This window comes from Saccharopolyspora sp. NPDC045839, from assembly GCF_056431645.1.
This window is the reverse complement of record NZ_JBWKKH010000049.1, coordinates 25,793-49,349: the sequence shown is the minus strand read 5'-3', so window position 1 is coordinate 49,349 and position 23,557 is coordinate 25,793. Positions and strand designations below refer to the sequence as shown.

Below are 23,557 nucleotides of genomic sequence, written 5' to 3'. Positions count from 1 at the left end.
CTTTTTCCTCTCCCCCCTCCCCCCAGGGAGATGCTGGGATGCTTTTCCCCCCCCGGGGGGGGGGGGGGGGGGTCCCCCCCCCCCCCCCCCCCCCCCCCACCGCAGCAACGCCCGGCTCAGCCCTTCAGCTCGGGGAAGTCCTCTTCGCGGAATTCGCGGTTCGCACCGCCGGGTCCGTCACCGGATCCACCGCCGAGCCGGTGCAGTTCCTCCTCCCGGCCGCGCAGCTCGACGCGGCGGATCTTGCCGGAGATCGTCTTCGGCAGCTCGTAGAACTCCACCCGCCGCACCCGCTTGTAAGGGGCCAGGTGCTCGCGCGCGAAGCGCAGGATCGACAGCGCCGTCTCCCGCGTCGGCTCGTGCTGCCCGGCCAGCACCACGTACGCCTTCGGCACCGCGAGCCGGATCGGGTCCGGCGACGGCACCACCGCCGCCTCGGCCACCGCCTCGTGCTCCAGCAGGACGCTCTCCAGCTCGAACGGCGAGATCCGGTAGTCGGAGGCCTTGAACACGTCGTCGGTGCGCCCGACGTAGGTGATGTAGCCGTCGGCGTCCCGCGATCCGACGTCCCCGGTGTGGTAGTGCCCGCCGCGGGTCACCTCGGCGGTGCGCTCGGTGTCGTCGGCGTAGCCGGTCATCAGCCCGACCGGGCGCGGCTGCAGCGCCAGGCAGATCTCGCCCTCCTCGGCGGGTTCCCCGGTGACCGGGTCGAGCAGCGTCACCTCGAAGCCGGGCAGCGGGCGGCCCATCGAGCCCGGCCGGACCGGCTGCCCGGGCGTGTTGGCGACCTGCACGCTGGTCTCGGTCTGGCCGAAGCCGTCCCGGATGGTCACCGACCAGGCGCGCCGCACCTGCTCGATGATCTCCGGGTTCAGCGGTTCGCCCGCACCGACCACTTTGGACGGTGGCGTGGTCAGGGTGCCGAGGTCGGCCTGGATGAGCATCCGCCAGACCGTCGGCGGCGCGCAGAAGCTGGTGATGCCGCAGCGCTGCATCTGCGCCATCAGCCCGGCCGCGTCGAACCGGGTGTAGTTGTAGATGAACACCGTCGCCTCGGCGTTCCACGGCGCGAAGACGTTGCTCCACGCGTGCTTCGCCCACCCCGGCGAGGAGATGTTCAGGTGCACGTCGCCCGGCTCCAGCCCGATCCAGTACATGGTCGAGAGGTGGCCGATCGGGTAGGACACGTGGGTGTGCTCGACCAGCTTCGGCTTCGCCGTGGTGCCGGAGGTGAAGTAGAGCAGCATCGGGTCCTCGGCGCGGGTGGGGCCGTCCGGGGCGAACTCCGCGCCGGCCGCCGAACTGTCCGCATAGGACTCCCAGCCCGGCACCGGGTCGCCGACCGCGATGCGGGTGTAGTCGCCGGGCACGTCGGCGAACTTCGCCGCGTCGGCCGCGGTGGTGACCACGTGCCGGGCCCGGCCGCGGTCGATCCGGTCGCGCAGGTCGGCCGGCCCGAGCAGCGGGGTCGCCGGGATGATCACCGCGCCCAGCTTCATCGCGGCCAGGATCGTCTCCCACAGCTCGACCTGGTTGCCGAGCATCAGCACCAGCCGGTCGCCGCGGGACACGCCGAGCCCGCGCAGCCAGTTGGCGACCTGGTTCGAGCGGCGCGTCATGGCGCGGAAGGTCACCTGGTGCTCGCTGCCGTCGGCGTCGACGATCCACAGCGCGATGCCGTCGCGGCGCTCGCCGATCGTGTCGAACCAGTCCAGCGCCCAGTTGAACTCGGCCGGCTTCGGCCACTCGAAATCGCGGCGAGCGGTGTCGTAGTCCTCGCGGTGCCGCAGCAAGAAGTCCCGGGCGGTGCGGAACACCTCCGTCGCGGTGCCTTGCTGGGCTGAGGAATTACCGGTCACGTGCACACCCTCCTGGACTCGGCCGATTCACCCGATCACTTGAGCGGGCCAACAACGTAACCTCATGAGCCCTACCGATCCATGGCGCTTGCTCCGATTTGCGGGCGCTCTTTCGGCCGCGTTGACTGTGCGTGCGTTCATGGTCATTGTTGTCGGTTAATGGTGATTGCTTTTCGCCTTCTTCGGCAAGTCGGTCTGGAGGCAATCGTGCTGCTGCGCGCCCTGCTGCTCACCACGCTGTTGGCCACCGCCTCCGGGATTCCCGCGACCGCCGCCGTGGCCGCCGATCCCTGGCGCCCGAAACCGCCGCCGCTGGCGACGCCGTGGACCGCCGAGGTCGGCCCGGACAACGCCCTCCCCGAGTACCCGCGCCCGCAGCTGACCCGCGAGCGCTGGCTGAACCTCAACGGATTGTGGTCCTACGGCGGCGGATCGACCCCGCCGGACGCGGCGACCGAGCAGATCCTGGTGCCCTTCCCGCCGGAATCCGGGCTCTCCGGCATCCAGCGCCACGACGACCACATGCTGTACCGGCGGACCTTCGAGGTGCCGCCGGACTGGTCGGGGCAGCGGCTGCTGCTGCACTTCGGCGCGGTGGATCAGAAGGCCGAGGTGTCGGTCAACGGCCGGACCGTCGCGGTGCACGAGGGCGGCTACACCGGGTTCAGCGCCGACATCACCGACGCGCTGCGCCCCGGCGCGAAGCAGGAACTCGCGGTGGCCGTCGAGGACCGCAACGACGCCAACCCGTACCCGGTGGGCAAGCAGCGCAACAAGGCGGGCGGGATCCTCTACACCGGCGCGTCCGGGATCTGGCAGACCGTCTGGCTCGAACCGGTGCCCGAGGCGCACATCGCCAAGCTCGACATCACCCCGGATCTGCGCGGTTTCGACCTGACCGCGCGCACCTCGGCGCGCGCCGGGCAACGGATCGAGGCGGTCGCCTTCGACGCCGACGGCCGCGAGGTGGGGCGCGCCGAAGGCCCGGCCGACACGGCGTTGCGGCTGGCGATGGCCGATCCGCACCTGTGGACGCCCGACGACCCCTATCTCTACGACCTCGCGGTCCGGCTGGTCGGCGCCGACGGGCGCACCGTCGACGTGGTCGGCAGCTACGCCGGGTTGCGCACCATCGAGCTGGTCGACGACTCGCAGGGGCGGCCGCGGATGGCGCTCAACGGCCGGATCCTGTTCCAGCACGGTCCGCTGGACCAGGGCTACTGGCCGGACGGGATCTACACCGCGCCCACCGACGAGGCGCTGCGGTTCGACCTCGCCGAGACCAAGCGGCTCGGGTTCAACATGGTGCGCAAGCACGTGAAGGTCGAGCCGGCCCGCTGGTACTACTGGACGGACCGGCTGGGCCTGCTGGTGTGGCAGGACATGCCGTCGCTGCCGATCGACCTCGCAGACCCGCCCGGCAGCAACCCGCCGCCCGGGGAGGAGGCCCGCGCGCACTTCCGCGACGAGCTCACCGCCATGATCGATCAGCTGCGCAGCGTCCCGTCCATCGTGGCCTGGGTGCCGTTCAACGAAGGCTGGGGCGAGTTCGACACGGCCGAGATCGCCGAGCTGGTCCGGCGCACCGACCCGACCCGGCTGGTCAACGCCAACAGCGGGGTGAACTGCTGCTACTCGCTGCCGGACAGCGGCGCCGGCGACATCTACGACGACCACACCTACGTCGGCCCGGGCAGCCCGGAGGTGCGCGGCGAGCGGGCGTCGGTGGACGGCGAGTACGGCGGGCTGGGGCTGGTCGAGGAGGGCCACCTGTGGCCCGGCGAGCCTGGCGCGTACGAGATGACCAACAGCCGCGCCGAGCTGACCGACCGCTACGCCGAGGTCAGCGGCGACCTGGCCCGCATCGTCTCGGCCAACGGCCTGTCCGCGGCGATCTACACCCAGACCACGGACGTGGAGAACGAGGTGAACGGCTTCTTCACCTACGACCGCCGGATCCTCAAGCCCAACCCGGACGTGGTCCGCGCCCGCAACCAGGCGGTGATCGACGCCGGCACGCCCTGACGACTGGCGACCCGGCCGGCCACCGGCCACAGTGGATGGCGATCACGACGCGTCGGCAACGCTCGGCCGTCACCCGGGACGGCGATTTCGCGCGAAATCGCCGCACCGCACGCGTGCAGGGTGGCGATTTCGCGCGAAATCGACTGTCACCCGGGCGAACGCCGTTCTCCCGCGGAATCGCGTACTCCCCAGGAGGTCCAGGATGCGACGTTTCAGCCGGCGGGCCGCGCTCGCCACCGCTGCCGGTGCGACCACCGCCGCCGCGCTCAGCGGCAGCGCCACCGCGCAGCCGGCCGATCCCGGCGGCGGCCGGTGGACGGCGAACGGGCGGCTGTACGAGATCCGCTCCGGGCGGCAGCGGGCCGTGGTCGCCGGGGTGTCGGCGACGCTGCTGTCGTGGCAGGTCGACGGCGTCGAAATGCTGCTGACGCACCCGGCCGACGAAGTCGGCGAGGGCTACCAGGGCAAGACGATCCTGCCCTGGCCCAACCGGATCGACCACGGCCGCTACACCTTCGGCGGCGAGGAGCTGCAGGTCCCGATCAACGAGCCGGAGCGGGACACGGCGCTGCACGGGCTGATGAGCTTCGTGGAGTGGCAGCCCGTGCGGCACCGCGCCGACGGCGTCGTCCTGGAGTACGTGCTGCCGCCGGACTACGGCTACCCGTTCCGGCTGGCGTTCCGGATCGAGTACGAAGTGGACGCCACCGGGGTGCGAAGCACGTTGAGCGCCAAGAACATCGGCGACACCGCCGCCCCGTTCGGCACCGCCAACCACACCTACCTAGGTGCCGGCGGGGACCGCATCGACGACATCGTCTTCGAGCTGCCCGCCGACACCTATTACGTCGTCGACCACCGGCTGATCCCCACCGGCACCGCCCCGGTCGAGGGCACCGACTACGACTTCCGGTCGCCGCGCCCGATCGGAGCGACCGAAATGGACACCGCGTTCACCGGGCTGAGCCGCGGCGCCGACGGCGACGCGGTGGTGCGGTTCGCCCGCCCGGACGGCGTGACCGCCGAGCTCTGGGTCGACCGCACGCACGGCTACCTGCAGGTCTACACCGACGACAGCCCGGCGACCGACCGCCCGGGGCGGGCCGGGATCACCGTGGAGCCGATGACGTGCGCGCCGAACGCGTTCGTCACCGGCGACGGCCTGATCACCCTGCGGCCGGGCGCGACCCACCGCGGCACCTGGGGCTACCGCATCGCGGGCTGATCGCTCACGAGGCGTCCACGCCGTAGGCCTTGGCCAGGTCGTCGAGGACCAGGTTGGCGGCCTGCACGCCGATGCCCGACATCCAGGTCTCGTCGGGAACCGGGAACACCCGGTCGTTGCGGACCGCGTTCATCCGGGTCCACAGCGCGCTGGATTCCACGGCCTTCTGCTGGGTCTTCTCCGGCGACACCGCGGTGGTGACGAAAACGGTGTCCGCGTCGGCCATGTCGATGAGCTCGGGGCTGATCTCGTTGTCGAACTCGTCGGCGTTCTGCGACGGCGGCCGGGCCATCCCGGCGTCGGCGAGGACCACGCCCGAGAAGTTCGACTTCTGGTAGAGCCGGATCTTGCCCGCCATGAAGCGGGTCACCGACACCATCGGGGCGGTGCCGCCGTTCTTGGCGGTGATCGCGTCGCCGATCCGCTTCGCCCGGGCCTCGTAGGCCTGCAGCGCGGCCTGCGCCTCGGCCTCCTTGCCGAGCGCCGCGGCGTGCACGGCGAGGTTCTGCTTCCAGGGGAAGCCGGTCGTCTCGGTCATCACCGTCGGCGCGATCCGGGCCAGCTGGTCGTAGAGCGCGTCGTGGCGGACCCTGCTGGTGAGGATCAGGTCCGGCTTGAGCGAGGCGATCAGCTCCAGCTTCGGCGAGTCCGACGGGCCGACCAGGGTGGTGTCGCCGAGCTTGTCCCGCAGGTAGGCCGGGAACGCCTCGCCGGTGGACAGGTGCGGCGGGATCGCCGCGACCGGCGTGATCCCCAGCAGCGTCACCGAATCCAGTTCGGCGGTGTCGAGCACGACCACGCGCTCCGGCTTCTTCGGGATGGTCACCTCGCCCTTGGCGGTGGCGATGGTCCGCGGGAAGCCCGCTCCCGGTTCGGCGGCCGGGGCGGCACCGTTCGGCGCGGCGCCGCCGCAGGCCGCGGTCAGCGCGACCAGCCCGGCGGCGACCAGTGCGCCCGCGGCGCGCACGATTCGTCGTTGGCGCATCTGGGGTTTCCTCTCGATCGGGGTGGAACGTCGACACCGCCGACGCGCCCCCCGCGACCGGCGAAACCGCACGAACCTTAATTAGGCAAGCCTTCCCTGATCAAGGGGCTGTGTTTCCGGTTCCGCTGCTCTATGATCCGCCGTTCAGCGCACCAGTAGAGTGACCGGGTGGCCGAGTACATCCAGATCCCGACTCCTGCCGGGAAGTTCGACGCCCTGACCGCCGGTCCCGAAGACGGCCGCCCGGTGCTGCTGCTGCACGGCTTCCCGGAGGCCGCGGTGCAGTGGAGCGAGCAGCTCTCGGTGCTCGGCGGCGCGGAGTGCTTCGCGGTCGCGCCGGACCAGCGCGGCTACTCCCCCGGCGTGCGGCCCGAGAAGGTCGCCGACTACCGGCTGGAGGAGCTCGTCGGCGACGTGCTGGCCATCGCCGAGCACTTCGGCTGGGAGCGCTTCGACCTGGTCGGCCACGACTGGGGCGCGATCGTCGCCTGGGCGACGGCGGCGGAGCACCCGGACCGCGTCCGCACCCTGACGGCGGTGTCGGTGCCGCACCTGGACCCGTTCGGCGAGGCGATGCGCACCGACGAGGACCAGCACCAGCGGTCGGCGTACATGCAGCTGTACCGGTCCTCCACCGCCGAGAAGACCCTGCTCGCCGACAACGCCAAGAAGCTGCGGCAGATCTACTACCCGGGCGTGCCCCAGCACCACGTCGACGACTACGTGCAGCGGTTCACCGAACCGGGCGCGTTGACAGCGGCGCTGAACTGGTACCGCGCGCACCGCTTCGAGAAACACAAGATCGGCCCGATCACCGTGCCGACGCTGTACGTCTGGAGCACCGAGGACACCGCGATCGGTTCCACGGCGGCGCTGGTCACGGGCGACCACGTCACCGGGCCCTACCGGTTCGAGATGCTGGAGGACGTCTCGCACTGGGTCCCGGAGGAGGCCCCGGACACCCTCACCCGCCTGCTCCTCCAGCACCTGGTGGCCCACCAGGCGTGACGGGCCCGCGGACGCTCAGTCCGCAGCGGGCAGGGCGTCGGCGAGGAACCCGACGAACTCGGTGCCGACCGCCTCGAACACCGCGCCCTCGTGGCCGCCGGGCAGGAAGGTGACCACCGGGGTGTTCGGGTACCGCTGGATCAGCCGGTCGATGCCGTCCAGGAACGGGTCCGAGTCGCCGGTCCACACGCCGACCGGCACGCCACCGAGGTCGTCGAGGCGGCGCAACGGGTCCGCGGCCAGCCACTCCTGCTCGGTGGCGAAGGCCTCCTTCTCCCGCATGGCCTCCCAGCTCACCTGCAGCGCGGGCGCGACCTCCCCGACCGCGGCGACCGGATGGCCCGCCAGGTTGCGGTCCGCCGCGTAGTTCAGCGCGCCGAAGCCGCCGGTGGAGATGCCCGCCACGGCGAACGGCCGGCCGTCGGCGTCGCCCAGGCCGCGCTCGTGCAGCCAGCGCGGCAGCTCCTCCTGGAGCATGGCGGCGAGGTCGCCGTTGGCCGATCCGTCGTTCCAGTACGGGTTGTAGCCGCCGTCGAGGACGGCGAAGCCGAACGCCGGGATCGTGCCTTCGCGGTGCAGCCGTTCGAGCGAGGCGAGCGTGTCGTACGGGATCGGGGTGGGCTGGATGCCGTCGCGGCCGTGCAGGTAGAGCACGATCGGCAGGTCCTCGGTGGATTCGAGGCCGCGCGGGTAGGCGAGGTAGAGCTCCACCGGGACGCCGCGGTGCTCGGAGTGCACGTACTCCGTGCGGATGACCGGCATGTCCTGTTCGGACAGTGCGGGCTCGACGACCGCCGCCGGTGGCGGCGCGTCCGCGACGGGCGGCGCCGCGCAGCCGGACAGACCCGCGACCAGCAGCACCGGCATCAGCAGGCGCCGGGAGATCCGATCGCGAGCCACGCCACCTCCACCGTCCGATTGGTCCGGTTCACCAGCCTAACCGCGTTCGTCGCTTGCCCGGGCCGCGGGGGACGGAGAGCATGGCAGCCGAGATCCGTCCACGCGGACGGCAGCCAGATGCTTAGGAGCAGTTGACCAGTCGCGGTTCTACTGACCGCATTTGATCAGAGCTGGAGAGATCGAGTAGGGTGCCAGGTGTCGGGATGTTCCCGGTAACGATCCATTTCAGACTCAGGGATCACACGTATCGGCCTAGGCCGGTGCGTCACCGTTCGTGCGGGGTTCCCTGGAGAAGGAGCGGAATCGTAGTCACCGCCGCAAGTTGCGGAAGGGTGGCCGATCGGCTGAGACTGCCCAGCCTGGACTCCAGCCGTGCCGCTGGCACGGCGGAGAGCGAAATGTCCCACTCGAACAGCTATGGACAACGAGTAGGAAGCAGTGGCACGTGAAGGGTTCTGAGAGTCTGCTGACCACGGCGGCCGCGGCCGGCGTCCAGGTCTGCTTCGCCAACCCAGGCACCACCGAAATCTCACTCGTCGAGGCGTTCGACCAGGTCCCCGGCGTGCGCGCGGTGCTCGCGCTGTCCGAGGGCGTGGTGACCGGCGCCGCCGACGGCTACGCGCGCATGACGGGCGTTCCCGCGATGACCCTGCTGCACCTCGGACCGGGGTTCGCCAACGGGATCGCGAACCTGCACAACGCGCGCCGCGCCCGCACACCCATGATCAACATCATCGGCGAGCACGCCTCCTGGCACCAGCCCGCCGACGCCCCGCTGTCCAGCGACATCGAGTCGCTGGCCCGTCCGGTGTCGGGCCGGGTCGGCCGCACCACCTCGCCGGCCTCGGCCGCCGCCGAGTTCGCCGAGGCCTACCGGGCGACGCTCGGGCAGCGCCTGCCCGCCACGCTCATCGCCGCCGCCGACCACATGTGGAGCCAGGGCGGCGAGCCCGCCGCCGTCCCGGCCGCGCCGGCGAGGCCCGCGGTCGACGACCAGCAGATCGCCGCGATCGCGAAGCTGCTGGCCGGCGGGAGCGGCCGGACCGCGCTGCTGCTGGGCGGGCACGCGCTGAGCGCCGAAGGCATCCGCACCGCCGCGCGGATCGTGGCGACCATGGGTGGCGAAGTGCTGGTCGAGCGGTCGCCCGCGCGCATCGAGCGCGGCCCGGACATCCCGGCCGTGCGGTCGCTGCCGTACTTCCCGGAGGACGTTCTCCGTTCCCTCGAAGGGTTTTCGCACCTGGTGCTGGTCGGCGCGCGGACCCCCGTGGCGTTCTTCGGCTACCGGGGCATGCCGAGCTTCCCGCTGCCCAACGACCTCAAGGTGCGCACCCTGGCCGACACCGACCAGGACGCCGTCGAGGCGCTGCGCGCGCTGGCCGACGCGACCGGCAGCGCGGCGGCCGAAGTGCCGAGCGCCGAACGTCCGCAGGTGCAGGCCCCGGCGGGGCCGTTGACTGCGGCGAGCATCGCGGCGGCGATCGTGCTCACCCAGCCCGAGCACGCGATCGTGGTGAACGAGGGCATTTCCTCCGGGGCGGCGTACCCGGCGATCGCCGCCGCCGCGCCGCCGCACACCGAGCTGACCAACACCGGCGGCGCGATCGGCATGGGCATGCCGGCGGCCACCGGCGCCGCGGTGGCCTGCCCGGACCGGTCGGTGATCAACTTCCAGGCGGACGGCAGTGCCGCCTACACCGTCCAGGCACTGTGGACGCAAGCCCGCGAGGGCCTCGACGTCACCACGGTGATCTGCGCGAACTCCCGCTACGGGATCCTGGAAGCCGAGCTGCGGCGCGCGGGCGTCGCCGAGCCCGGCGCGGCGGCGGCGAGCATGACCAGCCTCGCGGAGCCTTCGATGGACTGGACGGCGATGGCAAGCGGTTTCGGCGTGCCCAGCAGCCGGGCGGCCACGGGCGAAGAACTGCTCGCGGCGCTCCGCAAGGCGCACGCCGAACCGGGCCCCCACCTGATCGAAGCCGTGCTGTGAGACGGCGATCCCGTCTGGCCTCTTGCGCTTGCGGCGGGGTGCGCGGCTCGTGAGTGCTTGTGGTCGCCAGGACGACCACAAGCACTCACGAAGCACCGGGCGCGGGAACTGACCGTGAGTCCCTTTGGCCCCCAATCCAAAGGGACTCACGGACCCCCAGTGATCAGCCCGCGACGGGCATTCGCTCGTCGTCGAGCAAGCCGTGGCGCATCGCGAACGAGGCCGCCTCCAGCCGGGAGTGCACGCCCAGCTTCGTCAGCACCGACTGCACGTGCGTGCGCACCGTCGTCGGCGCCACCCCGAGCTGCTTCGCCATCGCCGTCGTGTGCGCGCCTTCGACGAGCATCCGCAGGCATTGCCGTTCCCGCGCGGTCAGGTGCGATGCGAGCCGCCGGGCGTCCGTGGTGCCCGCCAGGCGCGGTGCCCGCGCCGCCGCCAGTTCGACGACGACCTCGCCGTCCATGACCCCGCGGATCGCCCCGGCGAGCACCGACAGCCCGCACATCTTGTTCACGTATCCCGCCGCGCCCCTGGCCAGGGCGTCGCGCATGCCCTGCACGTCGCCGTCCGCGGTGAGCACCAGGACCTTGGTGCCCCCGCCCGCGTCGAGGATCTCGCCGATGACGTCGAGCGCGTCGCCGTCGCCGAAGTACCGGTCCAGCAGGCAGATGTCCGGCCGGTGCTCCCGGACCACCCCGACCACCCCGGCCACGTTGTCGGCGGTCCCGACGATGCGGCAGCCGTGCCGCGGCAGCGTCGCTGCCAGCGCGTCGACGAAGATCGCGTGATCGTCGCCGAGTACCAGATCGACCATGTTCGGCGTTCCCCCCGCTCAGGCCGCGCAGCCGGACGGGAACACCAGCAGCGCGCGGGTGCCCCCGCCCGGTGCCGGCTCGATCCGCAGGTCGGATCCGCAGCGCTGCGCCAGCGCCAGCACGATGCCCAGCCCGAGCGATGACGATCCGCGCGGCCCGCGGCCGAACCCCGGCCCGTCGTCGGTGATCTCGATCCGCACCCCGCCGGGCTCGGCGTGGCGCACCGCCACCTCGACCCGGCCGCCGCGCCCGGCGGCGCGCACCGCGTTGTCCAGCAGGTTCGACGCCATCCGCCACAGCAGCGTCTCGTCGGTGCGCAGCCGGACGCCCTCGTCGGCGCGCAGGGTGATCTCGGCCGTCCCGGACAGCGATTTCACCGCCACGAGCTGGGCCAGCAGTTCGCGCGGCGCGAAGGTCTCCTCGCTGCGCTGCGCGGCCCGCAGGTCCACCAGTTCCAGCAGCCGGTCCAGTTCCAGTTCCATCAGCTTCAGCCGGTGCGCCGCGTCGCCCGGCAACGCCGGGTCGGTGCGCAGGCCGTCCGCGAGGTAGGACAGCGTCGCAAGACCGTGCCCGAGATCGTGCAGCAGGCTGTGCAACTCCGCGCCACCTCGCGACGTCGCCCTCCGCTGGCGCCCGCGCGATATCGCCGTATCGGTCATCGTGTGCACCTCGACTCCTCTCCCCCAACGGCAGTCTTGTGCTATCCGGCAAATCGGATGCCGCGCGCGCAGCGTTGCAGTTGCTGTGAAAAGAGGAGGGTGACTACTCCACGTGCAGCAGATGCTCGAGGTCCAGGCACGCGGAAGTACTGTTCCCGCGGTAACCCGGCTACCGTCGGTTACCGGGCTCCGTACGCTTCGGCGAGCGCTCCGGCCAGCGCCTCGATGTGGTGGCAGCCGTCCACCCTGGCACGCGCCGCCGCGGCGAGCCGGTCGGCGACGCCGGGCGAGTCCAGCAGGTGCGCGATCGCCGCGGCCAGCAGTTCGGGCCGCCCGGGCGGCACCAGCAGCCCGGTCTCGCCGGGCGCCACCACGTCGCCGACCGCGTTGACGGCGGTGGCCACCACCGGCACGCCGCACACCATCGCCTCGACGATCGCCAGCGGCAGCCCCTCGTACCGGCTGGGCAGCGCGAACACGTCGAACGCGGGCAGCAGCTCCGCGACGTCGTCGCGCTCGCCCGCCAGCACCACGCGGGCGCCGCTCGCGGCGACGCACGCGCGCATCGGCTCGGCCAGCTCGCCGTCGCCGATCCACACCCCCACCACACCGGGCCGGTTCAGCGCGTGCAGCGCCGCGACGAAGTCCTCCGGCGCCTTCTGGTAGGTCAGCCGCCCCACCGCGCCGACCACGACGTCGCTCGGCGCCAGCCCCAGCCGCTGCCGGGCTCGCCGCCTGGCGTGCGTGGTGCGCGTCGGCACGTCGTGGTCGACGGCCACCCCGGTGGTGCGGATGCGGTCCGGGGCGAGCAGCCCGCGCCGCAGCGCCTCGACCGCCACGCCGCTGCCCACGCACAGCGCGAGGTCGGTGATCCGGCCGAGGCGGCGTTCGATCTCGACGTAGGCACGCCGCCGCAATCCGCTCTGGAACTCGTGGAACCCGAACCCGTGGTAGGTGTGCACGATCCGCCCGACGCCGGCTCGGTGCGCAGCGATGCGGCCCAGCGCGCCGGCCTTGGAGCAGTGGGTGTGCACGACGTCGAAGCGGCGCCGCCTCAGCAGCGTCGTCAGGCGGTGCAGGGCGAGCAGGTCGTGGCCCGGCGAGATCGGCGCGCGCAGCGCGGGTTCGACGACCACCTCCAGCCCGGCGGCCTCCGCTTCGGGCAGCAGGCCGCCGGACCCGGTGATCACCGCGACCTGGTGGGTGGCCGGGTCCAGCGCCTTCGCCCCGCGCAGCGCCAGCACCCCGGCGCCGCCCGCCAAGCGGGTGATCACCGTGGCCACCCGCAGCGGCCCGGCGGTCACGGTTCGCCGTCCGGCTCACCGCGCAGGCCCGCGGCGCGGGCGACGCTGACCGCCTCCAGCTGGCTGTGCACCCGGAGCTTGGCCAGGATGCTGCGCGTGTGCGTGCGGACCGTTTCGGTGGAGATCAGCAGTTCACCGGCGATCTGCGCGCCCCGCTTGCCGGCGACCATGCCGGCGAGCACGTCCCGCTCGCGGTCGCTGAGCGCGTCCAGCGGGCCGTTGCGCTGCCCCGCCCGCACGACGTCCTCGCGCAGTTCGCGCAGCACCGGGCCGAGCAGGTCCGGCGGGTACCAGCTCTGCCCGCGCCGCACGCCGCGCAACACCTCGGTCAGGCGTTCGATCCCCCGCTCCTTCGGCACCCACGCGGCCGCGCCGTCCCGGGCGGCTTCGACGGCCTTCCGGACGTCGCGAATCCCGGTCAGCACGACCACTTCCGCGGCCGGCCGGACCTCCTGCAGGCGCCGCACCAGGCGCCCGGCACCGGCCGGCTCCAAGTCGAGCGTGATCACGTCCGGCCGGGACTGCCGCACCAGATCGGGCAGCCGCGGGTCGCCGGTCGGGCAGTGCCCCACGACCCACAGGTCGGGCACCTCGGCCAGCCGGGCGCTGAGCGCCTCGGCCAGCATGAGGTGGTCATCCACCATGAGCAGCCGCACCACGTCCACGCCCCCCAGCCTGACCGCCCCGGACCGGCCGGGCCTCCTCCAATCGCACGAAAGCACCCTCCCGCACCCGCATGGCGGTCTGATGGGTGATGTCCGCCTTTTCCCCGCACAACGGGGAAAAAGGCCCTTCACGTCTCACCGCGTCGGTGCCGTGCTCGGCGCGGCCGGGCCGACGGCGCGGCGATCCGGGCTGCGCCACCGGCCGGACGAGCTGGACAGCCAGGCCGCGGGGATCGCGTACAGCGCGATGCCCGCGTCCAGCACCCGCAGCGCCAGGAAGAAGCCGGCGAACAGCAGGAACCTCGGCTGCCGCTGCAGCACGGCGACGATGCAGGTGAGCAGCAGATCCGGGATCACCACGCCGAAAAGCAGCGTCTGCAGCGACGCGAACCCGGCGACGAAGTCGTGCGCCTCGTGCACCACCGGTATCGCGAGCACGCCGTCGAACACGGCGGGCACGACGAGCACCAGCGCCACCAACGGCAGCAGCACCAGCATGATGCTGCTGGCCAGCATCTCCAGCAGCAGCAACGCCAGCATCGCGGTGAACAGGTTGGTCCGCGGCGGGTGCCGCCGGACCGTCTGCCACAGACCCAGCGCCCAGCGCTTGCACTGCTTCACGTAGTCCCCGAAGCTGCTCGGGTCCTGCGTGGTCGCCACCGCCGACGGCGTGAAACCGACCTTGCCGAGCCGCTTCTGGTACACCTCGAAGGTCATGTTGAAGTCCTCGATGACCAGCCCCGGCGGGTTGACCTCGATGCGCGGCAGCACCTCGGTGCGGTACATGCTGGCGAAGCCGGGCACGATGTGGGTCGCGTTGACCCGCCGCCAGGTCTGGCCGAACTTCAGCAGGTACTGCGTCATGGTGTAGATCCGCTGCCGGTGGAAGGCCACCAGCTTGCCGACCGGCCCGAGCGCGCGGTCCCGCCACGAGGTCCGGACGCAGCCCGCCACCGCCACCACCGCGGGATCGTCGAACAGCGGCAGCGCCGCCTGGAAGTACCCGGGCTCGACGTGCGTGTCGGCGTCCAGCAGCATCACGACCCCGAAGCGGTCGACCAGCCCGAACCGGCGGATCGCCTCCTGCAGCGCGCCGGCCTTGCCGACGTTGCGGGTCGTGCTGATCACGTTCACCCCGGCCGCCTCCGCGAGTTCCACCGTGCGGTCGGTCGAACCGTCGGAGACCACGTGCACGTTCTCCGGCGGCACCAGGGCGGTGATCGCCCGGATGCTGTCGACGATGACGCGTTCCTCGTTGTGCGCGGCCATCAGCACGGCCACATCGGCCACGCCCAGCCGCACCGGGCGGGCGCGCCGGCGCTGGACGCGGTGGCGGCCCACCAGGAAGTCCTGCTCCGGCGTGGCCACCCCGCCCCGCTGCCGCCACCAGCGCCGCGTCGAGGTCTCGAGCAGGCGCATCAGCCCGATCAGGCCCCACAGCGTGAAGTTGGTCCCGAACACCGCGATGGCCAGCACCCACCAGGGAATCATCCGAATCCTCCACAGCGGACCGACCGCTCAACTGTCCAGCGGAAGGCTGTGCTGCAGCTCCCGCCAGGTCTCGGTGTCCTCGTAGCCGAACATCCACAGGTAGACCCCGCGGATGCCGGAGCCGCGCGCCGCCTCGAACTTCGCCTTGGAGCTGGCGGCGTTCTCGAACCACACCTCGTGCTCCCGGCCCTGGGCGTCGGTGTAGCGGAACCACGGCGACTGGGTCGGCGCGTCGTAGCCGACCTTCGCCCGGTGCTCGGTGGCCAGCTGGAACGCCTTCAGCCAGGTCACCGCCTTGCCGTGGCCGTCCACCCAGTCGTAGCCGTACAGCGGCACGCCGAGCACGACGCGCTCCGGCGGGATCTGGCTCTTGGCGTAGTTCAGCGTTTCCCGCACCCAGGCGATCGGCGCCACCGGCCCCGGATCCGAGGTCGCCCAGTGGAAGTCGTAGCCCATCAGCCGGACCTCGTCGGCGGCCCGGCCGATCGCGGCGTAGTCCTGCGCCACGTTGCGCTCGTCGTAGCCGGCGTCGGTGGCCTTCGCGAAGACCGCGACCGACAGCGTCTTGTCCTCGTCGTCCATGGCCTTGCCCAGCTCGGTGACGAAGTCGCTGAACACCTGCCGGTCGCCGGCCCGCAGGTTCTCGTAGTCGATGTCGATGCCCGCGTAGTCCTCGCGCTTGACCAGCTCGACGATCTGGGCGATGTGGTCGCGCCGCTTCGCCGGATCGTGCAGCATCCGGGCGACCGGCTCGTAGGCCCAGATGCCGTCGGTGATGTTGGCGATCGACGGCACGATCGGGACGTCTGCCTCGCGCAGCTGCTCGATCCGCCTGCCGACCTCGGCGGTCTGCTCCGGCGGGTACTGGTTGGTCAGCCCGCCGTCCTGCCCCACCCCGTACATCCAGGGCGAGACCTCGTTGACCGCCTTCTGGTTCTGCACCACCATCGACGTGCCGTTGTCGAAGTTCCAGAACGGCAGCGACGCGACGACCAGCGAGCCGGCCGCCGGCGGCGCGGCGCGCGGCGTCACCGTCACCACGACCACCAGCACCGCCACCGCGATCAGCGCCAGGAACCACAGGGAGCCGCCGAGGTTCCGGAAGGTCCGGGTGCGGCGAACCGCGGCCGGACGGTCCGAAGTGGACTTGCTGCGCTCATCGCCGCGCTGCCGCGCGTTCCTCGCGGGCCGGACCCACTCGACGAGCCAGTGCTTCTTCTCAGTGCTCTGCTTCATCACGTTCTCGCCTCAAGCAGTCACGGCCTGTCCGGCCCGCATCTGTTCGTCGATCACATCTCGGACGATGTCGTCCAGCGTGCGCTGCGGCTGGAAGCCGATCAGCTCCAGCGCGCGGGTGCAGTCCGGCACCCGCCGCTGCATGTCCTCGTGGTCCGGCCCGTACGCCACCTCGTAGGGCACGTGGACGGTGCCGCTGGACGAACCGGTCATCGCGATGATCCGGTCCGCGAGCTCGTCGATGGTCACCTGTTCGGTGCTGCCGAGGTTGATCGCCATGCCCTCCGCGCCGTCCAGCTGCACCAGCCGCACCAGCGCGGGCACCACGTCGGCCACGTGGCAGAAGCAGCGGATCTGCTTGCCGGTCCCGAAGATCGTCACCGGCCGCCCCTGCAACGCCTGCGCGACCAGTCGCGGGATGACCATGCCGTAGCGGCCGCTCTGCCGCGGTCCGACGGTGTTGAACAGCCGCACGATCACCGCCCGCAACCCGAGCTCCCGCACGTAGTTGAAGGTGATGCTCTCGTCGATGGCCTTGGCCTCGGAGTAGGTCCAGCGGGCCTTCAGCGGCGAGCCGATGATCCGGTCGTCGCCCTCGGACAGCCCGATCTTGCCGTTCTTGCCGTAGATCTCGCTGGTGGAGGCGACCAGCACCCGCGCGCCGTGCCGCAGGGCGGCGTCCAGCACGTTCTCGGTGCCGTGGACGTTGGTCAGCAGCCCCTGCAGGGTGCGTTCCTGGATGACGAACGCGCCGACCGCGGCGGCCAGGTGGAACACCACGTCCGCGCCGGCCATGGCCTCGTCCACCAGGGAGGCGTCCAGGATGGTGCCCGGGATCATCCGCAGGTTCGGGTCGCCGACCGGCAGGTTCGCGGTCCGGCCGGTGCTGAGGTCGTCGAGCCCGACCACCTCGTGGCCGTCCGCGAGCAGCCGTTCGACCAGGTGTGAGCCGATGAAACCGGCGGCGCCGGTGACCAGTGCGCGCATCACGGCCTCCCCGCGGGCACCGCGTGGCCGCGCCGCTGCCACAGCCGGGTGTACAGGTCGTCGATGCGGTCGGTGACGGCCTCGATGCCGTAGGCCCGGCGGATGGCGGGCTCGTCGGCGCGCGGCCGGGCCGCCAGGATCTCGGAGGCGATCTCCGCGCGCATGCGCTCCGCGTTGCCGGGCACCTGGCGGGCCCGGTCGGTCTCGATGCCTTCCAGGGCCGGGCAGGTGGTGTAGAGCACCGGGATGCCGTTGGCCATCGCCTCCAGCACCGACAGGCCGAAGGTCTCCTGCTCCGAGGAGGCGATGAACAGGTCCAGCGCGGACAGCATCGCGGCGACGTCGTGCCGCTGCCCGGCGAAGATCACGTGCTCGGCGACGCCGTGCTCGCGGGCCAGCGCCTCCAGCCGCGGCCGGTCCGGCCCGTCGCCGACGATCAGCAGCTTGGTCTCCTGGCCCAGCATCGGGGCCATCGCGTCGATGACCAGGTTGAAGCGCTTGTTCGGGTCCAGGCGACCGAGCACGCCGACCACGTAGGCGCCGTCGCCGATCCCGTGCTCGAGGCGCACCCGGGCGCGCGCGGCCCCGTCGAACTCGACCCGGCCGAAGTCGACGCCGTTGGGGATGACGGTGATCTTGCGCGCCGGCATGCCCCAGTTGCGCAGCCGCTCGGCGACGGTGTCGGACACCGCGATCGTGGCGTCCGAGCACAGGTCGGTGCCCAGGTAGAGCGCCCGCACCCCAAGCGTCATGCGGCGGCGTTCCAGGTGGGTCTCGCCGATGGAGTGCTCGGTGGAGACCACCACCTTGGTGCCGGCCAGCCGGGCCGCGAGCCGCCCGTACACGCACGCCCGGTACAGGTGGGTGTGCACCACGTCGTAGCCGCCGTCGCGGATCACCTCGCGCAGCCGCAGCACGGCGCCGATCTGCGTGTTGCGGGTCATGCCGAGATCGCGCACCCGCACCCCGTCGCCGGTGATCATCCCGGCCACGTCGCCCGGGTTGTACAGCGAGACCACGTCCGCGTCGTGCTTGGTGTGCTGCAGGATCGACCGCAGCTGCAGCTCGGCTCCGCCGACGCCGAGCCCGGTGATCACGTGCAATACCTTCATCACGTTCCCCTCTTCGGATTTCCAGGTCATTTCCCGCACCGGTTCGCGCGCCGGAGGCCGGCCCGCAGGACGATCCCGGCCGTCCGGGCCACGATCACCGCGTCCCACCACGGCGACCAGTACTCGATGTACTGGTTGTCGAACCGCGCCCGGTCCGGGATGGAGGTGTCCCCGTGCAGGCCCTGCACCTGCGCCCAGCCGGTCATGCCGCCGCGCACCCGGTGCCGGTCCGCGTAGCGCGGTATCTCGCGGCCGAAGCGCACCGCGTAGTACGGCCGCTCCGGGCGCGGCCCGACCAGCGACATGTCGCCGCGCAGGACGTTGATCAGCTGCGGCAGCTCGTCGAGGTGCGTGCCGCGCAGCCAACGGCCGAGCGCGGTGCACTGGTCGGCGGTCACCGCCCAGGTCTGCCCGAGATCGCCGTCGACGGTGCGGAGCTTGATGACTTCGCTGATCCGGCCGGCCCGCGTCACCCGGAACTGGCGGAAGAACGCCCGGTCCCGGCCGCCGAGCGCGACCAGCGCGGTCAGCACCAGCAGCAGCGGCCCGAACACCAGCAGCATCAGTCCACTGAGGACGAAATCGGTGCCGCGCTTGACCAGCTCGCCCGCCCGGCCGTGACCGAAGCGGCGCAACGGGATCAGCGGCACGCCCCAGATCTCGTCCAGCCCGGCGCGCGGCAGCGCCATGCCCAGCTCGTGCAGGCGCGGCACGACGCACACGTCCGCAAGCAGCGGGCGGGCGGCCCGGATCGCGGTGACCAGGTCCGGCCCGTCGCCGCACACCAGCACCCGCGTGATGCGTTGTGCGGCAACGGCTTCCGCCAGCTCACCGGGCCGTTCCAGCAGTCGCGGCCGCAACCCGAACTCGGGGTGCTCCGCGGCCATCTCGGCGATCTCCCCGGCCACCGGGTCCGATCCGACGATCAGCGTCGGCTCGCCCAGGATTCCGCGCCGGTACCCGCCGCGCAGCAGCGCGTACAGGCCGGCGCGCGCCACGACCAAGCCCGCGAACGCCGAGGCGCCGGTCAGGAACACGGCGCCACCGGGCAGCCACGGCAGCAGCACCATCAACGGTGCGGCCGCCGCGACCGCGAGCTGCGGCAGCTGGTCCGACACCCGCAGGCAGATCCGCAGCCGGTGCTGGCCCTGCGCGGCCAGCCCGGCGAACGCCGCCAGCGCGTATACCGCGTCGAGCAGCCAGTTCGCCCCGGCGACCGGGATCAGCAGCACCAGCGCGACGAGGTCGACCGCGGGCAGCACCCAGCCCCCGACCTGCCGCCGCACCCGCAACCCGGGATTGCCGGCCGCGAGCGGCCACGGCTGCGCGACGGCGGGGTCGGTCATGCTCATCCGGCACCTCCGACGGCGATCGGGCGAGCCGTGGTCGCGACGAGCCGGTCGGTGATCATCCGCACCGCGTAGTCGGCACCGTAGACGAACCGCATGACCGGACCGTGGCTCGGCGCCACCAGCGGCCCGGCGAAGTACAGGCCCGGCACCGACGACTCGAAGTCACGGCCGACGCGCGGCGTGGCGTCGATGGTGCGGATCGCCGCGCGCAGCCCGGGCGAGAGCATCGGCAGCCTGCTGAGGTCCGGCGGGTAGCCGGTGGCGCTGATGACGTGGTCCGCGGTGAACTCGCGGACCCCGCCGCCGACCCGCACCCCGATCCGCACCTGGTCACCGGTGGCCTTGGCCCAGTCGAGCCGGTGCCCGACGTGCACCGGGAAGCGGCCTTCGACCCGCTCCCGCAGCCACCAGCCGCCGGCCGGCCCGAGCGCGGTGCGCGCCCGGTAGATCCGGGTCGAGCGCGGCAGGTGCCGGAACAGCTTCGGGTGCTCGGAGTAGAACCAGGTCGACAGGCCCGAGCCCAGCCCGGCCTCCGGCTCGCGCATCCGATCCCACAGTGGACGATCGGGCAGCAGCGGCTTGCCGTTCCACGCGATGCCCGGCGCGCGCGCCACCAGCCGCGCGTTGGCACCGCTTTCGTGCAGCAGCGCCGCGGTCTCCAGCGCCGACTGCCCGGCGCCCAGGACGATCACGTCCTGACCGTCGAAGCCGCTCAGGTCGTCGTGCACCGAGCTGTGCGTGGAAATCTCGGCGGGCAGGTCCGCGAGCACTCCCGGAACCCGCGCGAAGTACTCCACGCCGACCGCGACGACCACCTGGCTCGCCTCGACGCGCTCCCCGTCGGCCAGCGTCAGCTCGAAGCGTCCCGGCCGCTGCTCGATGCCGGCGACCAGCTGCTCCTCCACGTCCAGGCCGCGGCCCTGCTGGAACCACTCGCCGTACTCGATGAAGTTCTCCAGCGACACCGGGATCCCGTAGTCCGCGTAGCGGCGCCCGGTCTCCAGGCAGAAGTTCTGCAGCGTGTGGGTGCCGTCCGGGTCGGACAGGTTCGACGCGAAGCCCTGCGACTTCAGGTACATGCCGCGCGGCATGTGCGCGCGCCACAGGTTCATCGGCAACCCGAACTGCCGGAAGGACAGGCCGGTCCGACGCAGGTGTGCGGCCAGCGACAGGCCGTACGGCCCGGCGCCGACGATGGCCACATCGACGAGATCGCTCATCTGTACTCCTCGAACAGCCGCTTCTGGCGGCGTCTTGTCGACTTGCCCGGATCGCAGTTGCGTCCGGGGACGTACTGGGGCCGGTGCAGCTCCGGATGGCGGGCCCGGCGGCGCCACGGTCGGGCCACCACCCGGCAGACCATCCAGAGCCACATCAGCAAGAACGGCAGCAGGTCGTCGCGCGCGAACCAGGCGGTCTCGTCCACGCCGCGCACCGATGACGCCCACGACCGCAACCCGAGCTCGCCGCGCCGCCAGTACCGCACCGCGGCGATCGGGTCGTAGTTCTCCACCAGGAAGCGGCGGCCGACCGGCTGCCGGCCGGCCGGGATTCGCTGCCCGGAGAGGTCCAGGTAGGACGCGAGCGCGACGTCCATCCCCGCGCCGTCGCGGAAGAGCCGGAACTGGGCGCCCAGCCGCGGGTTGAAGTCCAGCAGCTTGTAGCGCCGGTCCCGGGCGTCCCACCGGAAGTCCAGGTCCACGATGCCGTTGAACGCCAACCGCTCCAGCAGCTTCGTGGCCGCTCCCTGCAGCTCCTCGTTCTCGGCGCAGGTGCCGAGGCTGGTCAGCCCGGCGTGTGCCGGGTAGGAGCGCTCCTTGACGCCGGTGAAGGCCGGCAGGCACACCGCGGCGGCGTCGCAGTAGCCGTGGAAGAACCAGTCATGGCCGGGGCCGCCCGGGATGAACTCCTGCAGCATCAGCCCGCCGACCGCGGCCTCCCCGCAGCGCTCGTAGAGCGCGGCCAGCTCCTCGGCGTCGCCCACGATCGTGGTGCTGCGCACCTTGCCCTTGGTCGTGACCCACGGCTCGGCGAGCTTCGCCACCAGTGGATATCCGACCCTGGCGGCGAAATCCTGCGCCTCGTCCCAGCTGCCGACCAGGCACGCGGCCGCGCACGGCACGTCCAGCTGCCTGCACAGCTCGTACATCGAGTACTTCCCGGCCAGCCGGCGCGGCAGGTCCCGCGGCGGCTGGGCGAACCGGAAGTACGGTCGCAGCGGATCGCCGTGCTCGGCCAGGAAGATCGCGCCCGCGTCGTCGGTGGGGATCAGCACCGACTGCCGGCCGATCCGGTCGGCGAGCTCGGTGAGCCCGGTGAGCAGCTCGTCGGTGTCCGCCGGGTCCGGGCTCCACAGCCAGCGCCCGCGCAGGTAGCGGGAATGCGCCGCCGGGGCGAGGGAATCCTCCTGCACCGCGTACACCGGGACCCCGACCCGGCCGAGGCTGCGGATCACCCCGAGCCCGCCGTGGTGCAGGACGTTCGGGTCGAGCTTGAAGACGACCGCGGGCATGGACGTGTCGAACACCGGCGCCCACCTCCTCACAGCACGCGCCGGTGCGGCACGGCGTCGAACTGGTAGGTCCCGTCGAGCACCTGCGGGCACTCCCTCGCCCAGCCGTAGTCGACGCCGGGGTGCACGGTGTGCAGCACCGCGACGTCCCAGTCGCGGCCGTGCGGCGCCGGCTCGCTGGTCATCCGGGTGCCGTCCGGCAGGGTGATCTCCGGCAGCAGCGGGTCGAAGTAGTGCACGTCGATCCCGATCCGCCGCAGCCCGGCGAGGATCGGCAGCGCGGGCGACTCGCGCAGGTCCCGCACGCCCGCCTTGTAGCTGACCCCGGCGACCAGCACCCGGGCGCCCGCGTGGTCGAGGCCCGCCTCGGCGAGCAGCTCCACCACCCGCTGCACCACCTGGCCCGGCCGCCGGTCGATCGACCGCATCGCCTGCTCGATGACCGGCGTCGAGAGCCCCTGCTGCCCCAGCTGCCACAGCAGGTAGTGCGGGTCGCACGGGATGCAGTGCCCGCCGACGCCCGGCCCCGGGAAGCTGCCCAGGAACCCGTACGGCTTGGTGCCTGCGGCGATGGTCACCTCGATCGGGTCCAGGCCCAGCACCGCGCACGCGTCGGCCATCTCGTTGGCCAGCGCCAGGTTCACGGCGCGGAAGATGTTCTCGTAGAGCTTGGTCAGCTCGGCGGCCTCCGGCGAGCTCACCAGGTACACCGAGTCGGTCATCCGCCGGACGACCTCGGCGGCCCGCTCGGCGCACTCCGCCGTGGCACCGCCGACGACGCGCGGCGTTTCCCGCTGCACGTGGTCGAAGTTGCCGGGGTCGATGCGCTCCGGGCTGAACGCCACGTGCACGTCGGTGCCCACCCGCAGGCCCCGCTGCGCCAGCGGCTCGACCAGCAGCTGCCGGGTGGTGCCGGCGAACGTCGTCGAGGTCAGGATGATCACCTGGCCGCGGCGCGCGAACGACACCACGGTCTCGCACGCCGCCCGCAAGGCGGCCAGGTCCGGCTTGTGCGCGGCGTCCACCGGCGTCGGCACGCACACGATCACGGCGTCCGCGTCGGCGAGCACCGATGGATCGCAGGACAGCTCCAGCATGCCTGCGGCCAGCGACGCCGACAGCGCGCGCCGCTCCGGCTCGGGCAGGTCCACCTCGCCGGTCTTGATGGCCCGCAACCGGTCCTCGCTGATGTCGAAGCCGGTGACCTGCGCGGTCGGTGATTGCAGGGCGCACGCGGTGGGCAGGCCGACGTAGCCCAGCCCGACGACGACCACCGACTCGGCTCGTTCGGGTCGCCGCGGTTCGAACGCGATCAGCCGGTCCGCCAACAGGCGCTCGCGGCCGTTGACCGCCAAGGCGAGCGGATGTTCAGTCACGGTTCCTCCCCCAGTTCGCCGTGCTGCTGGAAGAACCCTCGCATCCGATTACCGGC

19 protein-coding genes are annotated in these 23,557 nt (G+C 72.1%); 4 read left to right on the top strand and 15 right to left on the bottom strand.

Annotation, left to right across the window (positions count from 1 at the left end; all coding sequences use genetic code 11):
• Nucleotides 1-116: 116 nt before the first annotated feature.
• Complete coding sequence (locus tag AC07EQ_RS39955; RefSeq protein ID WP_478393009.1) at nucleotides 117-1,865, bottom strand: AMP-binding protein; 1,749 nt, start codon at nucleotides 1,863-1,865, stop codon at nucleotides 117-119.
• Between the two features lie 252 nt (nucleotides 1,866-2,117).
• Here AC07EQ_RS39955 and AC07EQ_RS39950 point away from each other — a divergent pair, with 252 nt between their 5' ends.
• Complete coding sequence (locus AC07EQ_RS39950) at nucleotides 2,118-3,884, top strand: glycoside hydrolase family 2 protein (protein ID WP_478393014.1); 1,767 nt, start codon at nucleotides 2,118-2,120, stop codon at nucleotides 3,882-3,884.
• 202 nt (nucleotides 3,885-4,086) lie between these two features.
• The gene (locus tag AC07EQ_RS39945) at nucleotides 4,087-5,109 is read left to right on the top strand and encodes an aldose 1-epimerase family protein (RefSeq protein WP_478393008.1); all 1,023 of its coding nucleotides are present in this window, start codon (nucleotides 4,087-4,089) and stop codon (nucleotides 5,107-5,109) included.
• A gap of 4 nt (nucleotides 5,110-5,113) precedes the next feature.
• On the opposite strand, the gene AC07EQ_RS39940 is transcribed toward AC07EQ_RS39945, so the two are convergent.
• Nucleotides 5,114-6,094, bottom strand: coding sequence for an ABC transporter substrate-binding protein (locus AC07EQ_RS39940; RefSeq protein WP_478393007.1), 981 nt, complete (start codon nucleotides 6,092-6,094; stop codon nucleotides 5,114-5,116).
• A 168-nt stretch (nucleotides 6,095-6,262) separates the two neighbouring features.
• On the opposite strand from AC07EQ_RS39940, the gene AC07EQ_RS39935 reads away from it, so the two are divergent.
• Nucleotides 6,263-7,102, top strand: a complete 840-nt coding sequence (locus AC07EQ_RS39935) for an alpha/beta fold hydrolase (protein WP_478393006.1) — start codon at nucleotides 6,263-6,265, stop codon at nucleotides 7,100-7,102.
• 15 nt (nucleotides 7,103-7,117) lie between these two features.
• Here the strand turns inward: AC07EQ_RS39935 and AC07EQ_RS39930 are convergent, their stop codons facing one another.
• Complete coding sequence (locus AC07EQ_RS39930) at nucleotides 7,118-8,002, bottom strand: alpha/beta hydrolase-fold protein (RefSeq protein ID WP_478393005.1); 885 nt, start codon at nucleotides 8,000-8,002, stop codon at nucleotides 7,118-7,120.
• 445 nt (nucleotides 8,003-8,447) lie between these two features.
• Between AC07EQ_RS39930 and AC07EQ_RS39925 the strand changes: the two genes are divergently transcribed.
• The gene (locus AC07EQ_RS39925; RefSeq protein ID WP_478393004.1) at nucleotides 8,448-9,992 is read left to right on the top strand and encodes an acetolactate synthase large subunit; all 1,545 of its coding nucleotides are present in this window, start codon (nucleotides 8,448-8,450) and stop codon (nucleotides 9,990-9,992) included.
• Between the two features lie 163 nt (nucleotides 9,993-10,155).
• On the opposite strand, the gene AC07EQ_RS39920 is transcribed toward AC07EQ_RS39925, so the two are convergent.
• The 12 genes from AC07EQ_RS39920 to AC07EQ_RS39865 all read right to left on the bottom strand — a co-directional run bounded on the left by AC07EQ_RS39920 (nucleotide 10,156) and on the right by AC07EQ_RS39865 (nucleotide 23,501).
• A complete protein-coding gene (locus tag AC07EQ_RS39920; protein ID WP_478393003.1) occupies nucleotides 10,156-10,806 on the bottom strand; it encodes a LuxR C-terminal-related transcriptional regulator in 651 nt (216 codons plus the stop codon).
• Between the two features lie 18 nt (nucleotides 10,807-10,824).
• A complete protein-coding gene (locus AC07EQ_RS39915) occupies nucleotides 10,825-11,466 on the bottom strand; it encodes a sensor histidine kinase (protein ID WP_478393002.1) in 642 nt (213 codons plus the stop codon).
• Nucleotides 11,467-11,645: 179 nt separating this feature from the next.
• Entirely contained in the window at nucleotides 11,646-12,770 is a 1,125-nt protein-coding gene (locus AC07EQ_RS39910) for a glycosyltransferase (RefSeq protein ID WP_478393001.1), read from the bottom strand.
• A complete protein-coding gene (locus AC07EQ_RS39905) occupies nucleotides 12,767-13,435 on the bottom strand; it encodes a LuxR C-terminal-related transcriptional regulator (protein WP_132486789.1) in 669 nt (222 codons plus the stop codon). The genes AC07EQ_RS39910 and AC07EQ_RS39905 overlap by 4 nt, the downstream gene beginning before the upstream one ends.
• Before the next feature lie 135 nt (nucleotides 13,436-13,570).
• Nucleotides 13,571-14,926 (bottom strand): glycosyltransferase family 2 protein, encoded by a 1,356-nt coding sequence (locus tag AC07EQ_RS39900; RefSeq protein ID WP_478393000.1) that lies wholly within the window; start codon nucleotides 14,924-14,926, stop codon nucleotides 13,571-13,573.
• A gap of 27 nt (nucleotides 14,927-14,953) precedes the next feature.
• On the bottom strand, nucleotides 14,954-16,162 hold the full coding sequence (locus tag AC07EQ_RS39895; protein WP_478392999.1) for a glycosyl hydrolase family 18 protein: 1,209 nt from the start codon (nucleotides 16,160-16,162) through the stop codon (nucleotides 14,954-14,956).
• Between the two features lie 12 nt (nucleotides 16,163-16,174).
• Complete coding sequence (locus tag AC07EQ_RS39890; RefSeq protein WP_478392998.1) at nucleotides 16,175-17,149, bottom strand: NAD-dependent epimerase/dehydratase family protein; 975 nt, start codon at nucleotides 17,147-17,149, stop codon at nucleotides 16,175-16,177.
• Nucleotides 17,149-18,261 carry a glycosyltransferase gene (locus AC07EQ_RS39885; protein WP_478392997.1) on the bottom strand — a complete coding sequence of 371 codons (1,113 nt, stop codon included), beginning with the start codon at nucleotides 18,259-18,261 and terminating at the stop codon, nucleotides 17,149-17,151. The genes AC07EQ_RS39890 and AC07EQ_RS39885 overlap by 1 nt, the downstream gene beginning before the upstream one ends.
• A 26-nt stretch (nucleotides 18,262-18,287) precedes the next feature.
• Complete coding sequence (locus tag AC07EQ_RS39880) at nucleotides 18,288-19,613, bottom strand: sugar transferase (protein WP_478392996.1); 1,326 nt, start codon at nucleotides 19,611-19,613, stop codon at nucleotides 18,288-18,290.
• A complete protein-coding gene (locus AC07EQ_RS39875; protein ID WP_478392995.1) occupies nucleotides 19,610-20,833 on the bottom strand; it encodes an NAD(P)-binding domain-containing protein in 1,224 nt (407 codons plus the stop codon). Before AC07EQ_RS39875 ends, AC07EQ_RS39880 begins: the two co-directional genes overlap by 4 nt.
• Nucleotides 20,830-22,140 (bottom strand): carboxylate--amine ligase, encoded by a 1,311-nt coding sequence (locus AC07EQ_RS39870; protein ID WP_478392994.1) that lies wholly within the window; start codon nucleotides 22,138-22,140, stop codon nucleotides 20,830-20,832. Before AC07EQ_RS39870 ends, AC07EQ_RS39875 begins: the two co-directional genes overlap by 4 nt.
• A 14-nt stretch (nucleotides 22,141-22,154) precedes the next feature.
• Nucleotides 22,155-23,501: a nucleotide sugar dehydrogenase gene (locus AC07EQ_RS39865; RefSeq protein ID WP_478392993.1), complete on the bottom strand. Its 1,347-nt coding sequence runs from the start codon at nucleotides 23,499-23,501 to the stop codon at nucleotides 22,155-22,157.
• Between the last annotated feature and the right edge of the window lie 56 nt (nucleotides 23,502-23,557).

Excerpts from the sequence above, each read along its gene's own strand:
- AC07EQ_RS39945 (WP_478393008.1), top strand. The coding sequence starts at position 4,087 with ATGCGACGTTTCAGCCGGCGGGCCGCGCTCGCCACCGCTGCCGGTGCG.
- AC07EQ_RS39940 (WP_478393007.1), bottom strand. The coding sequence starts at position 6,094 with ATGCGCCAACGACGAATCGTGCGCGCCGCGGGCGCACTGGTCGCCGCC.
- AC07EQ_RS39920 (WP_478393003.1), bottom strand. The coding sequence starts at position 10,806 with ATGGTCGATCTGGTACTCGGCGACGATCACGCGATCTTCGTCGACGCG.
- AC07EQ_RS39915 (WP_478393002.1), bottom strand. The coding sequence starts at position 11,466 with ATGACCGATACGGCGATATCGCGCGGGCGCCAGCGGAGGGCGACGTCG.
- AC07EQ_RS39900 (WP_478393000.1), bottom strand. The coding sequence starts at position 14,926 with ATGATTCCCTGGTGGGTGCTGGCCATCGCGGTGTTCGGGACCAACTTC.
- AC07EQ_RS39895 (WP_478392999.1), bottom strand. The coding sequence starts at position 16,162 with ATGAAGCAGAGCACTGAGAAGAAGCACTGGCTCGTCGAGTGGGTCCGG.
- AC07EQ_RS39890 (WP_478392998.1), bottom strand. The coding sequence starts at position 17,149 with ATGCGCGCACTGGTCACCGGCGCCGCCGGTTTCATCGGCTCACACCTG.
- AC07EQ_RS39885 (WP_478392997.1), bottom strand. The coding sequence starts at position 18,261 with ATGAAGGTATTGCACGTGATCACCGGGCTCGGCGTCGGCGGAGCCGAG.
- AC07EQ_RS39880 (WP_478392996.1), bottom strand. The coding sequence starts at position 19,613 with ATGAGCATGACCGACCCCGCCGTCGCGCAGCCGTGGCCGCTCGCGGCC.
- AC07EQ_RS39875 (WP_478392995.1), bottom strand. The coding sequence starts at position 20,833 with ATGAGCGATCTCGTCGATGTGGCCATCGTCGGCGCCGGGCCGTACGGC.